General features: G+C 69.2%; 14 protein-coding genes. 3 read left to right on the forward strand and 11 right to left on the reverse strand.

Features of this window, described 5'->3' with window-relative positions; translation table 11 throughout:
- Position 1: 1 nt before the first annotated feature.
- On the forward strand, positions 2-793 hold the full coding sequence (locus BO221_RS27310; RefSeq protein WP_073563460.1) for a cyclase family protein: 792 nt from the start codon (positions 2-4) through the stop codon (positions 791-793).
- A gap of 12 nt (positions 794-805) precedes the next feature.
- Here the strand turns inward: BO221_RS27310 and ureG are convergent, their stop codons facing one another.
- The 5 genes from ureG to BO221_RS27335 form a co-directional block, all read right to left on the reverse strand.
- On the reverse strand, positions 806-1,543 hold the full coding sequence (gene ureG / locus BO221_RS27315; protein ID WP_073563461.1) for an urease accessory protein UreG: 738 nt from the start codon (positions 1,541-1,543) through the stop codon (positions 806-808).
- Positions 1,544-1,551: 8 nt separating this feature from the next.
- Positions 1,552-2,214 carry an urease accessory protein UreF gene (locus tag BO221_RS27320; RefSeq protein WP_073563462.1) on the reverse strand — a complete coding sequence of 221 codons (663 nt, stop codon included), beginning with the start codon at positions 2,212-2,214 and terminating at the stop codon, positions 1,552-1,554.
- Positions 2,215-2,223: 9 nt separating this feature from the next.
- The gene (gene ureC, locus BO221_RS27325) at positions 2,224-3,939 is read right to left on the reverse strand and encodes an urease subunit alpha (protein ID WP_073563463.1); all 1,716 of its coding nucleotides are present in this window, start codon (positions 3,937-3,939) and stop codon (positions 2,224-2,226) included.
- Positions 3,936-4,703, reverse strand: coding sequence for an urease subunit gamma (gene ureA, locus BO221_RS27330; protein ID WP_073563464.1), 768 nt, complete (start codon positions 4,701-4,703; stop codon positions 3,936-3,938). The genes ureC and ureA overlap by 4 nt, the downstream gene beginning before the upstream one ends.
- Before the next feature lie 92 nt (positions 4,704-4,795).
- Positions 4,796-5,647 (reverse strand): urease accessory protein UreD, encoded by an 852-nt coding sequence (locus tag BO221_RS27335; RefSeq protein ID WP_083681415.1) that lies wholly within the window; start codon positions 5,645-5,647, stop codon positions 4,796-4,798.
- Between the two features lie 187 nt (positions 5,648-5,834).
- Here BO221_RS27335 and BO221_RS27340 point away from each other — a divergent pair, with 187 nt between their 5' ends.
- On the forward strand, positions 5,835-6,473 hold the full coding sequence (locus BO221_RS27340) for a CAP domain-containing protein (protein WP_233166285.1): 639 nt from the start codon (positions 5,835-5,837) through the stop codon (positions 6,471-6,473).
- 13 nt (positions 6,474-6,486) lie between these two features.
- On the opposite strand, the gene BO221_RS27345 is transcribed toward BO221_RS27340, so the two are convergent.
- From BO221_RS27345 to BO221_RS27365, 5 genes are read right to left on the reverse strand one after another with little or no spacing between them, the layout of a single operon-like run.
- On the reverse strand, positions 6,487-7,002 hold the full coding sequence (locus BO221_RS27345) for an ureidoglycolate lyase (protein WP_073563465.1): 516 nt from the start codon (positions 7,000-7,002) through the stop codon (positions 6,487-6,489).
- Positions 6,999-7,331, reverse strand: coding sequence for a hydroxyisourate hydrolase (uraH, locus tag BO221_RS27350; protein WP_073563466.1), 333 nt, complete (start codon positions 7,329-7,331; stop codon positions 6,999-7,001). Before uraH ends, BO221_RS27345 begins: the two co-directional genes overlap by 4 nt.
- Before the next feature lie 11 nt (positions 7,332-7,342).
- The gene (gene alc, locus BO221_RS27355; RefSeq protein ID WP_073563467.1) at positions 7,343-8,905 is read right to left on the reverse strand and encodes an allantoicase; all 1,563 of its coding nucleotides are present in this window, start codon (positions 8,903-8,905) and stop codon (positions 7,343-7,345) included.
- A gap of 3 nt (positions 8,906-8,908) precedes the next feature.
- Positions 8,909-10,267, reverse strand: coding sequence for an allantoinase AllB (gene allB / locus BO221_RS27360; RefSeq protein WP_073563468.1), 1,359 nt, complete (start codon positions 10,265-10,267; stop codon positions 8,909-8,911).
- Between the two features lie 27 nt (positions 10,268-10,294).
- The gene (locus tag BO221_RS27365; protein ID WP_073563469.1) at positions 10,295-11,860 is read right to left on the reverse strand and encodes a urate hydroxylase PuuD; all 1,566 of its coding nucleotides are present in this window, start codon (positions 11,858-11,860) and stop codon (positions 10,295-10,297) included.
- A gap of 140 nt (positions 11,861-12,000) precedes the next feature.
- On the opposite strand from BO221_RS27365, the gene BO221_RS27370 reads away from it, so the two are divergent.
- Positions 12,001-12,939: a bestrophin family protein gene (locus BO221_RS27370; RefSeq protein WP_073563470.1), complete on the forward strand. Its 939-nt coding sequence runs from the start codon at positions 12,001-12,003 to the stop codon at positions 12,937-12,939.
- Between the two features lie 18 nt (positions 12,940-12,957).
- Here the strand turns inward: BO221_RS27370 and BO221_RS27375 are convergent, their stop codons facing one another.
- Entirely contained in the window at positions 12,958-13,908 is a 951-nt protein-coding gene (locus tag BO221_RS27375; protein ID WP_073563471.1) for a hypothetical protein, read from the reverse strand.
- Between the last annotated feature and the right edge of the window lie 24 nt (positions 13,909-13,932).

Here is a 13,932-nt window from a genome sequence, read left to right on the forward strand (position 1 = left end):
CATGAACGACATCTCCTGGAAGAAACTCGCTTTGCCGCTGACGCTGTTGCTCGGTGGGTGTGCCACCCAGGCTGGACGGACCAGCCTCGCCGATACGATGGCGCGTACGCGCGTCGTCGACATCAGCCATCCCCTCACGGAGCGGATGCCCGTCTACCCCGGGGGCACGCTGATGTCCGCGAAGCTCAAGGGCACCGTCGAGAAGGACGGTTACTACATCCGCGACTTCACCGTGGGCGAGCACACGGGGACGCATGTGGACGCTCCGGCTCATTTCGCCGCCGGTGCGAAGACGGTGGACCAGCTCCCCGTGGAGTCACTGGCGGGCCCGGCCGCCGTGGTGGACGTCTCGGACAAGGCCGCGCAGAACGCGGACTACGAGGTGACGGTGGAGGACATCGAGGCCTGGGAGCGGCAGCACGGCCCGCTGAAGCCCCAGCACATCGTGCTCATCCGCACCGGCTGGGCCTCGCGCTGGCCGGATGAGGCGCGCTACGGCAATGCGGACGCCTCCGGCGTGCTGCACTTCCCCGGAGTCTCCATGGCCGCTAGCCAGTTGCTGAACACTCGTCAGGTGCGCGGCATTGGCATCGACACGCTCTCGACGGATCCGGGGCCGAGCAAGACGTTCGAGCAGCACCGGCACTTCCTGTCGGGTGGCGGCTACCACATCGAGAACCTCGCGGACCTCTCCGCCCTGCCGGCCGATGGGGCCTACGTCGTCGTGCAGCCGGTGGCCGTGCAGGGCGGCAGTGGCAGCCCCGCGCGCGTGCTGGCCTTTATTCCCCAGTAGTACCGTCAGACATCAGGTGCGGAGCGTGGCGCCCGTGGCCTTGCGCCACGCTCCGATCAGGTGATCGATCACCTCCTGCAGCCCCACGCCCTTCGTCACCTGCGTGAAGACGAAGGGCCCGTCGCCCCGCATCTTCCGCGCGTCGCGATCCATCACCGACAGGTCCGCCCCCACGTGCGGCGCCAGGTCCGTCTTGTTGATGATCAGCAGGTCCGACTGGGTGATGCCCGGCCCGCCCTTGCGCGGCACCTTGTCCCCGCCCGCCACGTCGATGACGTACACCGTGTAGTCCGCCAGCTCCCGGCTGTACTGGGCCGCCAGGTTGTCTCCCCCGCTCTCGACAATCAGCAGCTCCGGCTTCAGCGCCTCCATCAGCTCCTCGAGCGCCAGCAGGTTGTGGCTGATGTCCTCGCGAATCGCCGCGTGCGGGCAGCCGCCCGTCTCCACCGCCTTGATGCGCTCGGGCGAGAGCGCCTTGTTGCGCACCAGGAACTCCGCGTCCTCCTGCGTGAAGATGTCGTTGGTCACCACGCCCAGCCGGTAGCGCTCCCTCAGCTCCCGGCACAGCGCCAGCACCAGCGCCGTCTTCCCGCTCCCCACCGGCCCTCCAATGCCAATCGTGAAGGCCCTCGCCGCGTAGTCGCGCCGCTCGGGCTTATCGCGCTCGTGGAAGTGGCCCGGGTGGTCCCACTCCTCATGCGTGTGGTCATGGTCGTCGTCATGGCCGTGGCCACGGTGGTCGTCGTGCATGGTTCACCTCAGGAAAGGAACAACCGTGAGTAGAGCCTGTCGTGCGTGGAGCCGAGCAGGTCCATCAAGGGCGACGTCTGCGCCAGTGACTCCACCCCCAGCCCGGCACACGTCTCCAGCACCGAGTCCAGCAGGGGCGCGCACCGGTTCTGCATCTGGTGGGACTCGTGCGTACCGACGATCCCCATTCTCACCGCCGCGGACAGCGCCCCGCGCAGCGTGAGGGACAGCAGGAGCTGCCGCGCGTCGGACAGCTCGACGTCCAGCACGCGCAGCACCGCGCCGAACAGGGGCGCGTGGTGGTAGCGCACTCCGGCCTCCCGCGCCGCCTGCCGCAACGGCCCCACCGGTCCCGGGAAGATGCGCGCACACGTGTCCAGGAAGGCCCGCCCCTGCGTGCGGCTCGCCCGGTTGGCCACATGGTTGGTGATGAAGGCGTCCGCGCGGGCATCCAGCGCGCCCAACGTGGAGGGCTCGCGCCAGGCCGCGCCCAACAGGGGCAGCGCCCCGTGCCCCGTCTGCCACATCAGCTCGCGCACGAAGCGCTCCAGGCCCTCGCGCTCGCGCACCTCGCCCTGCTGTACCGCCGCCTCCAGGCCTCCCGAGTGCGCGAAGCCTCCCGTGGGGAAGCCCGAGTCGGCCAGCTGCAGCACCCTCCACGCGGAGCCCATGTCCGTCCCTCAGAACAGCGAGTAGCGCTGCGCCAGCGGCAACCGGACGGCGGGCTCGCAGGTCAGCAGCTCGCCATCCGCACGCACCTCGTACGTCTCCGGGTCCACCGTGAGCACCGGCAGCGCGTCGTTGAGCTTCATGTCCCGCTTGCCGATCCCCCGGCACCGCTTCACCCCGGAGAGCTGCTTGGTCAACCCCAGTCCCCGCACCGTTCCCTCGGCCAGCGCGCGGCCCGAGACGAAGGCGATGCTCGTCGCGCCCACCGCATGGCCCCGGGCTCCGAACTGCGGCCGCATGTAGAAGGGCTGCGGCGTGGGAATCGACGCCCCCGGGTCTCCCATCTGCGCCCAGGCGATGAAACCGCCCTTCACCACCAGCTCCGGCCGGATGCCGAAAAAGGCCGGCCGCCACAGCACCAGGTCCGCCAGCATGCCCACCTGCACCGCGCCCACCTCGTGCGACAGCCCGTGAGCAATCGCCGGGTTGATCGTGTACTTGGCCACGTAGCGGCGGATGCGCAGGTTGTCGTTGTCCCCTGTCTCCTCGCGCAGGCGCCCGCGCTGCTCCCGCATCTTGTGCGCCGTCTGCCACGTGCGGGTGATGACCTCCCCCACCCGCCCCATCGCCTGGCTGTCCGAGGACATCATGCTGATGGCCCCCAGGTCGTGCAGGATGTCCTCCGCCGCGATCGTGCTTCCCCGGATGCGGCTCTCGGCGAAGGCCACGTCCTCGGGAATCTCCCGGTCCAGGTGGTGACACACCATGAGCATGTCCAGGTGCTCGTCCAGCGTGTTCACCGTGTACGGACGCGTGGGGTTCGTCGAGCTCGGCAGCACGTTCGGCTGGCCGCACACCCGGATGATGTCCGGCGCGTGCCCGCCTCCCGCTCCCTCCGAGTGGTACGTGTGGATGGTCCGCCCCTTGAACGCGGCGATCGAGTCATCCACGAAGCCGGACTCGTTCAACGTGTCCGTGTGGATGGTGATCTGCACGTCCTCGCCCTCGGCCACCGACAGGCAGTTGTCGATGGTGGCCGGCGTGGTGCCCCAGTCCTCGTGAAGCTTCAGGCCGATGGCGCCCGCGGCGATCTGATCCAACAGGCCCTCGGGGCGCGAGGTATTGCCCTTGCCGGTGAGGCCGATGTTGAGCGGAATGTTGTCCGTGGCCTGCAGCATGCGCCGGATGTTCCACGCGCCGGGCGTACAGGTGGTGGCATTCGTCCCCGTGGCCGGCCCCGTGCCTCCGCCCACCCAGGTGGTGATGCCACTGGCGATCGCCTCGTCCGCCTGCTGCGGGCAGATGAAGTGGATGTGCGAGTCGATGCCGCCCGCCGTGACGATGAGCCCCTCGCCCGCGATGGCCTCGGTGGTGACGCCCACCACCATGCCCGGCGTCACCCCCGCCATCACGTCCGGGTTGCCCGCCTTGCCAATGCCGATGATCCGCCCCGCCTTGATGCCGATGTCCGCCTTGTAGATGCCCGACCAGTCGACAATCAGCGCGTTGGTGATGACGCAGTCGAGCGCCTCGGCATCCCCCACCCCGGACTTCTGGCCCATGCCGTCGCGCAGCACCTTGCCGCCGCCGAACTTGCACTCGTCCCCGTACACGGTGAAGTCCTTCTCCACCTGCGCCACCAGCCCCGTGTCCCCCAGCCGCACCCGGTCCCCCGTCGTGGGACCGAACATGTCCGCGTAGTGACGGCGATCCATCTTCCGGCTCATGCGCCCTCCTCGTGTCCGAAGCCCCGCGCGGCCACTTCGGCCAGGGCGCGCTCCTGGTTCTCCGGCGTCACCGGCCCCGAGCCCAACGCGTTGCCGCCCCACACCACCCTCGCCCCGGCGATGGCCACCAGCGACACCGTCTTCTTCTCCCCGGGCTCGAAGCGCACCGCCGTCCCCGCCGGGATGTCCAACCGCCTCCCGTATGCCTTCGCTCGATCGAACACGAGCGCCCGGTTCGTCTCGAAGAACGGGTAGTGGCTGCCCACCTGCACCGGACGGTCTCCCCGGTTGGTGATCTCCAGCGTGACGGTGTCCCGGCCCTCGTTGAGCACCAGCTCGCCCGGCTGCACCAGCACCTCACCCGGCCGGACCTCCTCCTGCTGGGGCCCCCGCTGGAAGCGCTCCAGCGGCGGCACCGGGAGGAAACTGCCGTAGAGCGCCAGTGACAGGTCGCCGTGCTCGGCCTCGATGGGGTGGTGCACCGTCACCAGCTTCGAGCCGTCCGGGAAGGTGCCCTCCACCTGCACCTCGGCCACCATCTCTGGCACGCCCTCCATCACCTGCGCGCGTCCCAGCAGCTTCCGTCCCAGATCCATCAGCTCGGCCACGCTCCGGCCGTCACGGATGAGCTCCAGGAGTTGGGTGGCGATGAGCGCCACGGACTCGGGGTAGTTGAGCCGCAGGCCCCGCGCCAGGCGCTTCTGGGCCAGGAAGCCCGCGCCGTGCAGCAGCAGCTTGTCGATCTCACGCGGTGACAGGTGCATCGCCCCTCCGGGTGGGCCGCCCAGCACTGACCCTGGACTGGCCAGCGGCCACCCTAGCGCGATGCGTCATTCTCGGCCAGCGAGAATGAGTTTCACCCCCGGCGTACCCAGGGATCGTCCCCGAGCAGCGAGGGCAGGAAGGACAGCCACTCGCGGCTGGCGCGCACCAGCGCCTCGGCGGAGGTGGCCGCCGCGCGGAGCACCAGGGCGTCGGGTCCGAGCGGGCTCACGGAGCAGACGAGTCCGGAGCGGGGCTTCACGGGCAGGGAGCCCACATGCGCGGCGAGCGCCTCGCGGGCGGAGTCCAGCGCGGGCCCCACGAGGAGCACGGTGCCCAGCGCGTCGAAGCGGCCGAGACGCTCGGGCAGCACGCCATGGGCCGGGTCGAGCAGCCAGCGCTCATCGAGCAACGCCCTGCCCTCGCGGTGGACCCGGAGCGAGGACGTGTAGTGCGTGAAGGCCCAGCGTTCGCCGGCGGCGCTGCGGCCGGCGGTGAGCAGCTCCATCAGGATGAGCGAGGCACCCGGAGCGAGCTGGATGTCCTGGCTCTGTGTGTACCGGGCGTCCGTGAAGCACATGGTGGGATCCGGCACCCACGCGAGCAACGCGCCCGGCGCCACGCGGGCGGACAGCTCGCTCCGGCAGCCACGCGGCGAGCGGTAGACGCGCGTGGAGCCCTGGCTGGACACCAGCGCGGTGGCGCCCTCGGCGACATCCAGGTCCACGGTGAGATGATCCCCATCCACCAGGCCGCCTCCGAGCGAGCTGGTGTAGACCCAGGCGGCGTGTCCGTGATTGCGCGGCGTCAGCAACCGCAGGGGGCTGTGCGCCAGCGCCGTGCGCACCACGGTCCGGTTCCCCACGCGCTCGAAGGCGAGCCTCGCGCTTCCCGCTCGACGGGTCCGGGGCACTTCGAGGGGCGGCGTGTGCTCACTGGCGATCATCGGCACATGAGCCTGCCGTATGCGACCCGGGATCTCCAATCCTTCTCTCAACCCGCGAGAATAGCCAAACATGGATTCATGATGAATCATGGAATACAGGACCGCCTCCTCACCGGGCGGCCTGAACGCGCGGCGGGGTCTGTCGCTGGACAACACATTGAAAAGAAAGAACGGTGACGTGATGCGAATGAACCGAGGAGTCTCTGTTCTGTTGGGGGCGGTGCTGCTGGCGGGCTGTGGTGGGAGTGGAGGTGAGGATCCCGCCGAGGAGTGTCCGGATCTGTGTGCCGAGACGGCGTCCGAGGGCGTGGTTGGCGAGAGCGTGCAGATGGAAGCTCCCGCGGGGGAAGGCGCGGTCTCGGCCCAGGCCTGGTGCGATGACGTGACTACCTGGAACACGGACTGGACCGGCTTCGAGAACCAGGTGCTCACGCTGGTGAACCAGAAGCGCGCGGCGGGAGCCACGTGCGGCGGCGTGGCCAAGCCAGCGGTGCCCGCGCTCACCCTGGACACGCGGCTGCGCTGCGCCGCGCGCAAGCACTCCAAGGACATGGCCACGAACAACTTCTTCAGCCACACGGGCTCCAACGGCTCCACGCCGTTCCAGCGCATGACCTCGGCGGGCTACGCCTGGCGTGCCGCGGCGGAGAACATCGCCGCCGGGCAGAACACGCCGAGCGCGGTGGTGGATGGCTGGATGAAGAGCACCGGGCACTGCAACAACATCATGGGCGCCAGCTACAAGCACCTGGGCGTGGGGTACTACCACCGGAGCTCCGGCAGCACCTACGCGAGCTACTGGACGCAGAACTTCGGCGCCCAGTAGGGCTCACGAGGGCTCAGCACTCGACGAGGACGCGCAGCGGCTCCGGGAACTGCCGCACCACGCAGTCTCCGGCGCCGCCGTCCTCCCAGGCGAGCATCGCGAACTCGGCCGGGGCGTCCAGCGCGATGATGGGGTGGTGCCACACGCCCCGGTGGTAGTTCACCCCCTGCCCCGGGCCACACACGAACGCGGCGAGCCGCTCCACGTCCGGGCCCCCCGAGGCGTCCGTGGGCGCCACACACACCAGGAAGCGCCCGCAGACCATGGGCAGGAAGGCCTGGCTCGAGTGCGGGTGGTGCTCGAGCAGCTTCACCGTGAAGGGCAGCGGCTGCGGCACCGAGCGGAACACCGCGAGGTTCGGCTTCGCACCCGTGCGATCACTCTCCAGCCGGGCCGACCAGTCGAACCGCACCGCCGTGCCCTGGTTCGCCGACGTGCCGCTCTTCAGCCCCGCGGAGACGACGTCTCCATACGGGGCGAAGTCCTCCGGCGTCAGCGGCCTCGCGCGGATGATCCGGGGCGTGCTCATGAGCCCCGGTACGTCGAGTAGCCGAAGGGGTTGAGCAGGAGCGGCACGTGGTAGTGCTCCGACGGCACGTTCACCCGGAACTCCACCGACACCGCCGGGTAGAAGCTGTCGATGCCGAGCCGGGCGAAGTACGGAGCGACCTCGAACGAGAGCCGGTACACGCCCGCCGCGGAAATCGTCTCCAGCAGCGGCTTCACGCGCCCGTCCGCGTTCGTCACCCCACGTGCCAACTCCGCCCAGTTCCCGTCCTGCCATACGGACAGCTTCACCGTGACACCCTCGGCGGGGCGCCCACGGGAGGTGTCCAGGATGTGCGTGCTGATGCCCATGTGCTTCTCCTTCAGCGTCCCGCCATCTGCTCGCGCAGCCACTTCTCCAACCGCACGCGGGTGATCTTCGCCTGCTCCGCCGCGGCCGTCTCCACCTCGTCCGTCTTGCCGCGCCGCACCCGTTGCTCGAGCAGCTCCAGCATCTCCGGCGCGCTCTTCCCCGTGGCGAAGACGATGAAGGTGAAGCCGAACTTCTCGTAGTACTCGTCGTTCAGCTTCGCGAGCCGCTCCAGCGTCGCGGCGTCCGCCTGCGCCACCGAGCGCTGCTCTCCCCTGCTCCACTCCGCGGACTTCTCGCTCTGGGGCGCGGCCTTCTTCGTCTGGCCGATGCGCGGGTGCGCGGCGAACGCCTCCAGGAAGTCCTTCGCCCCGAGCGACCACCACACCTCGTCCGCCGCCGCGAACAGGGCACGCACGCTCGGGAACTGCCGCCGGGCGATCATCCCGTCCACCCACGCCGAGGAGCCGCAGCACGCCTGGAACACCGCCCGCGCCTCCTTCTCGTCGAGCGCGTTCAACCGCTTCAGCGCCGTGGACTCCGCCTCGGTGTCGAGCGCGTACCCGAAGAGCCGGAGCCGGTTCACTCCACCGTGCGGGAAGATGTGCACACGCACGTGCGTGATGGGCATGGCGTGGATGGGCTCCAGCTGGTGCCGCCGGTGCTGGACGAGCGCCGTCTTGTCCACGAGCACCCGCCAGCCACTCGACGAGGCGGAGCCGAGCAGCGTCTGCAGGACTTCCGCGTCCATGCCCGTCGCGTCCACGGCCTCGATGAGCGTTGCCTGCGGCGCGTTGCCCTTGAAGAAGTGCGTGTCGAGCTCGATGCGCTCCAGCACCCCGCGCCGCGCGAGCTTCACCACCGCCCAGTCGCTGCCCGGCGTGCGCCGCCGCTTCGTCTCCCAGCCATCGCCCATGTTCACGCCGCGCCCGGGCAGCAGCATGTTCGCCGGCGGGCCGAAGAACTCGTCGCTCTTGGCCGCGATGGTGCCACCGTTCTCCACCGCTCCCAGGTCCACGCTGCCCGGACGCCAGAAGGTGCGATCCTCGGCCAGCACGTCACCGTAGATGCGCAGCCGCGCCACGCCGCCATCCGGGTAGATGCGCAGCCGCACGTGCGTCACGCGCTGGCTCGGCTGCGCGAGCGTGAAGACGTTCGGGAAGTCCGGCTTCACCGTGCTCTGCTCGATGATCGGTACCCACCGCTCGTCCGCGAGCAGCTGCGCCGGGGTGGCGGTGTGCGGCGCCTCCAGGCCCTCCAGCATGATCTGCTGGGGCGCGTTGCCCTTGAAGTGGGTGGTGTCGACGAGCGCCCCACGCACCCGGCCGGGCGCGCCCAGGCGGATGATGGCGAAGTCATGGCCGGGCTCGCGCTTGCGCTGCGACTCCCAACCATCCATCCACTTGCCCTTGTCGGTGTACGCGCCTTCGCGCCACTCGGGAGGACCCGGCTTGAGCAGGTTCTCCTTTTCGGCGAAGTAGTCATCCGTCGCGTAGAGCACGAACGTGCCGAGCAGGTCGGCCGAGAGATCCACGAGTCCCTTGAACTCCGCCGGGACGGGCTGATGCGTTGCCACGGGTTACCTCCGAACCGCCAGGAAGCGGCCAACGGTGGCCGGGGGCTGGTTGGACGCAGCGTCATACGCCATCCGGCCTCCGACGAGGGTTTTCTTCACCTGTCCGAACAGCCGCCGGCCCGCGTAGGGCGTCACGTGGTGACGGTGGCGGATGGCCTCGGGCTGGACCACGAAGGAGGCCGCGTCGTCCCAGAGCACCAGGTCCGCGTCGTACCCGGGGGCGAGCCGCCCCTTCCGGTCCGACACGCCCGCGAGCCGCGCCGGGCCCTCGACGTTCCAGCGGAACATCTGCTCCACGGAATGGCCGCGCTCCTTCGCCAGCGTCCAGAGCACCGACAGCCCGAGCTGCAATGAGCTGATGCCGCCCCACGCCTGGAGGAAGTCGCCGGCCTCCGGCTTCTTCAACGCGGGCGTGCACGGCGAGTGGTCCGAGACCACCATGCCGATCGTCCCGTCCTCGAGCCCGCGCCAGAGCAGCTCGCGGTTCTCCGCCTCGCGGATGGGCGGCGCGCACTTGAAGCTCGTGGCCCCAGCGGCGATCTCCTCCGCGGTGAAGGCCAGGTAGTGCAGGCACGTCTCGGCGGTGATCTCCACGCCCTCCTGCTGCGCGGCACGGATCATCGGCAGCGCGGACGCGCTCGACAGGTGCACGATGTGCGCACGCGCCCGGTGCTTGCGGCACAGGTCGATGATCATCGCGATGGCCTCGTCCTCCGCCGCGCGCGGCCGGGAGCCGAGATAGGTGCGGTAGTCCCGGGGATCCTTCCCGGAAATGGCCCGCTCCGCCGCGTCGAGCGGACCCGGCGCCTCCGCATGGACGAGCAGCGTCAGCCCGAGATCCCGGAGCCGAGGCAGCGCCACCTCGAGGTCCTCACGTGAGACGTGTGGGAACTCGTCCACGCCGGACGGGCAGGTGAAACACTTGCAGCCGGGCACGCCGAACTTCGCGAGCCCCTCGAGCGCATCCACGTTCCCGGGAATCACCCCACCCCAGAACGCCACGTCCACGTGCAGCTTGCCCTCGAGCGCCGCGAGCTTCGCCTCGGCCGCCTCGCGCGTGGTGGTGGCGGGGATGCAGTTGAGCGGCATGTCCACCACGGTGGTGATGCCCCCCGCCGCGGCGGCCGCGGTCGCCGTCTCGAAGCCCTCCCACTCGGTACGGCCCGGCTCGTTGATGTGGACATGGCTGTCGACGACGCCCGGCGTGACGAGCAGATCGCCCGCCTCGAGCACGTTCGCGCCCGGAGGCACGGTGTCACCCGCCTCCACCCTGGTGATTCGCCCGTCCTGGATGTGGATCGCCGCGGGGCGGATCCCCTGCGGCGTCAGCACACGACGGCCGCGCACGATGAACGGCTGCATCTGTTGTTCCCCTCTGGAGTCCCTGCCTCAAGCGCCAAAGGCGCGGATGAGCTTCACGAGGCCGTTGAGCGTCTCGGCATCGTCCGCGAGCGACGGGTTCGGCGGCATCACCAGGCTCTTGCCCACCGACGCACCGCCCTCGACGATGATCTTCTTGATGGCCTCGTCGGTGGTGCTCTGCTGCCAGGCCTTGTCGCCGAAGTTGCGCGGCTTCGGATCCAACGCCGCCGCCACCGTGCCATCCCCCGCACCATTGGGGCCATGGCAGGTGCTGCACACCGAGGCGAAGTAGTTGCGCGCGGACTCCGGAATGTCCGCCTGATTGGCTCCCGCCGTAGGGGCCTCGGCCGGAGCGGCGGCCACGGGCGGCGCGACGAAATCAGGCATCTTCGCGTCCGAGGGCACCTCACCGCCCTGGGCGAACCACGCCCCCACCAGCGCGCGCTCGTCCTCCGTCATGCCCGTGAGGTTGCCGAGCGGCATCGTCTTGGTGGCCACCGCGCGCACGAAGACGCGATCGGCGTGGGCGCGGATGGAGTCCGGCGTGTCGAGCACCACACCCTGCGGCGGCGCGGCGAACATCGGGGTCGAGGGCCGTGCCGCGTGGCAGGTGGCGCAGCGCGTCTGCATCACGGAGGCCACCTGCTCGAACTTCACCGGCGGCTTGCCCGCGAACTGCTCGAGCGCCGGATCCGGCGGCGGCCGCGTCAGAAAGACCACTCCCACCATCGCCAGCCCCGTGCCCGCCCAGACCAGCGGCGGCGTGTTGACGCGGAAGTTCATCACGTACTTCAGGCCCGCGCCCACGACGAACAACAGGCCCAGCACCAGCCACGGCTTCGAGCCACCATAGGTGCTCGGGAAGTGGTTGGAGATCATCGTGAACAGCACGGGCAGCGTCAGGTAGTGGTTCTGGATGGAGCGGCCCTTGGCGCGCAGGCCCAGGGTGGTGTCCACCGGCTTGCCCTCGCGGGTCATCGCGAGCATGTAGCGCTGCGCGGGGATGATCCGGAAGAACACGTTGGCCGCCATGATCGTGCCGAGCGTGGCGCCCACCTGGAGGAACGCGCCCCGGGCGCTGAACAGGTGGGTCAGCACATACGCCAGCCCGGTGATCAACACGAACCCCACCGCCGCGAACACCCGGTTGTTCTTCGCCAGCGGCGTCTTCCACAGCAGCTCGTACACCCCGTACGCGACTGGCAGCAGGCCCAGGCTGATGGCGATGGCCTGCCAGCTGGTGAGCGGGTAGACGCCCGGGTCGATCAGCAGCGACGCGCCGTTGAGGTGGAAGACGATGATGAGCAGCAGGAAGCCGCTGATCCACGTGGTGTAGCTCTCCCACTTGAACCAGTAGAGCGTGTCCGGCATCTCGCCCTGGGCGAGCGACTTGCGCTTCACCACTTCGTAGAAGCCACCGCTGTGGGTCATCCACAGCTCGCCCACCACGGCGCCCTCGCGGGGGCGGCTCGGCGCGGTGAGGTGGCTGTCGAGCCACATGAAGAGAAACGAATCTCCGATCCACATGATCGCCGCGATCACGTGGACCCAGCGCACCAGGAGGTTCAGCCATTCATGGATGAAGGCGGACATGATGGCCGCGACTCTACCGCGTTTTTCCGGAAAGCAGCCCCCTGAACAATGGTGGGGAAACCAACAGATCCCCATGGAACTTCCATGGTTCCTGAGCGAAAACCCGCGCCAGGGGCGGCTGACATCGCCCGTCGAGACAAATGATCCACTACGACCCGCATCACTGGTGGCGGCACCTCCTCAAACTCCGCGGCGGCATCCTCAAGGAGATCGTTGGACGGCTGGGCATGTTCGTGGCCTGGTCCGCGGCGGTGGTCTGGTTCCATCAGAACGTCCGCCATGTGGACGTCCCCGCCACCGGACACACGCTGGCCGGTACCGTGCTCAGCTTGTTGCTCGTGTTCCGCACCAACTCCTCCTACGACCGGTTCTGGGAGGGGCGGAAGCTGTGGGGAGGCGTCGTCAACGAGACGCGGAACCTGGTGCGCGCGGCGGCGCTGAACATCCCCTCGGCCGAGCTGGTGCGCCGTCTCGCCGCGTGGACGGCGGTGTACCCGTTCGCGCTGACCCGGGTGCTCCGAGGCGGGGGTGACGACCTCGGGCCCGCCGCGGCCGTACTTCCCCGCGCGGAGATCGATCAGATCCTCAACGCGCGCAACGCCGGCCTCGCGGTGGCGATGCGCATGTCCGCCATCCTCGCCGAGGCCCGCCGCGCCGGACTCATCTCCGACATCATCCAGATGGAGATCGACCGCAACGTCCAGCTCCTCATCGACTATCAGGGCGGGTGTGAGCGCATCGTCCGGACGCCGATGCCCTTCGCGTACATGCTCCACCTGCGCCGCACGCTCATCCTCTTCATCCTCGGCCTGCCCTTCGCCCTCGTGGAGCCCTTCGGTTGGGCCGCCGTGCCCGTCATCCTGCTCATCGCCCACACCTTCCTGGGCATCGAGGAGATTGGCGTGGAGATCGAGGAGCCCTTCGGCACCGAGGACAACGACCTTCCGCTCGAGGATATCTCCGGGGGCATCGCGCGGATCCTCGATGACCTGGTGCCGTGGACCCACCAGGTCATCGACAGTCCCGCGCTGAGCTACCCGGGGATTCCGGTACCGAAGGAGCCTCCCCCGGTGGCGTGAGCCAAAGGGGGCGTGGACTCAGCGCCGGGCGCGGCGGCGCATCAGCCCCAGCGCGCCGAGCAGGGCCACGCCCCACGCGGCGAAGGTGGGGCCACTGGCGGCCGAGCAGCTGACGCCCTCCATCTCTCCCGAGGCCTTCCCATCGAGGCTCCACTGCACGGTGCTGGCCTCCTCGCAGTCGGTGGCGCCATCGTAGGTGATGACCGCGGTGTGGCCGCCCGACTTGATGGTGGTGCTGCCCGAGGCCGCCTCATCGTCGCACACCGAGTCATCCACCACCTCGTCCTTCGTCGCCACCTCGACCACGCCCCGCTCCTCGGAGCCCATGCGGCCCGAGCCGTTCCAGGTCTGCCTGCCATTGCCCAGGGCGGTGTCCGCGCCGTCGACGGTCCCCTTGTACTCCCACGCCGCGGTGGAGCTGAGGGTTTCGCAAGAGTCGGAGTCCTCGTCCCGCAGCTCGGAGGACTCCAGGCGGACGTCGATCGCGAACTCCTTTTTCGCCTTGGTGCCGGTCACCGAGGTGGTCCCATGGAAGGCGAACTTGTTCACGCCGGTCTTGCCCCCACAGGTGTATGTCTTCTGGTAGCCGAAGTTGTCATAGGTGTAGCGGGCGTTCTGGATGCCCGAGCTCTCGCCCTCCTCCTCGCTCACCAGCTCCATCGAGCCGATCCACTCCACGCCGTTCTTGTCGGTGCAGCCTCCGGTGATGCGCGTGGTCTTGCCGTCCTTCTTCTCCACCGGACAGTTGGGATCCGCGCCCTCCGAACCACCCGTCAGCGCCACGAGCGTCACCGCCACGTTGGCGATGGCATAGATGTTGGGCGCACTGGACCGCTCGGCCCACTCCTGCACATCGGTTTCGGACGCGAGGGAGGCCGCCTTGTATTTGTTGAGTGCCTCGGCCGCCGGGCCACCACAGCCCACCCACAGTCCGGACATCGCCACTACCGCCAGCCAACGTGAACGCATGCAGTCCTCCCCCTGAAGCTTCTC

The sequence above is a fragment of the Archangium sp. Cb G35 genome (assembly GCF_001896145.1).
GTDB lineage: Bacteria > Myxococcota > Myxococcia > Myxococcales > Myxococcaceae > Archangium > Archangium violaceum.

What these genes read in the sequence shown, in the direction of transcription:
- BO221_RS27310 (WP_073563460.1), top strand. Translation starts at nt 2, where the DNA reads ATGAACGACATCTCCTGGAAGAAACTCGCTTTGCCGCTGACGCTGTTG.
- ureG (WP_073563461.1), bottom strand. Translation starts at nt 1,543, where the DNA reads ATGCACGACGACCACCGTGGCCACGGCCATGACGACGACCATGACCAC.
- BO221_RS27320 (WP_073563462.1), bottom strand. Translation starts at nt 2,214, where the DNA reads ATGGGCTCCGCGTGGAGGGTGCTGCAGCTGGCCGACTCGGGCTTCCCC.
- ureC (WP_073563463.1), bottom strand. Translation starts at nt 3,939, where the DNA reads ATGAGCCGGAAGATGGATCGCCGTCACTACGCGGACATGTTCGGTCCC.
- ureA (WP_073563464.1), bottom strand. Translation starts at nt 4,703, where the DNA reads ATGCACCTGTCACCGCGTGAGATCGACAAGCTGCTGCTGCACGGCGCG.
- BO221_RS27335 (WP_083681415.1), bottom strand. Translation starts at nt 5,647, where the DNA reads ATGATCGCCAGTGAGCACACGCCGCCCCTCGAAGTGCCCCGGACCCGT.
- BO221_RS27340 (WP_233166285.1), top strand. Translation starts at nt 5,835, where the DNA reads ATGAACCGAGGAGTCTCTGTTCTGTTGGGGGCGGTGCTGCTGGCGGGC.
- BO221_RS27345 (WP_073563465.1), bottom strand. Translation starts at nt 7,002, where the DNA reads ATGAGCACGCCCCGGATCATCCGCGCGAGGCCGCTGACGCCGGAGGAC.
- uraH (WP_073563466.1), bottom strand. Translation starts at nt 7,331, where the DNA reads ATGGGCATCAGCACGCACATCCTGGACACCTCCCGTGGGCGCCCCGCC.
- allB (WP_073563468.1), bottom strand. Translation starts at nt 10,267, where the DNA reads ATGCAGCCGTTCATCGTGCGCGGCCGTCGTGTGCTGACGCCGCAGGGG.
- BO221_RS27365 (WP_073563469.1), bottom strand. Translation starts at nt 11,860, where the DNA reads ATGTCCGCCTTCATCCATGAATGGCTGAACCTCCTGGTGCGCTGGGTC.
- BO221_RS27370 (WP_073563470.1), top strand. Translation starts at nt 12,001, where the DNA reads ATGATCCACTACGACCCGCATCACTGGTGGCGGCACCTCCTCAAACTC.
- BO221_RS27375 (WP_073563471.1), bottom strand. Translation starts at nt 13,908, where the DNA reads ATGCGTTCACGTTGGCTGGCGGTAGTGGCGATGTCCGGACTGTGGGTG.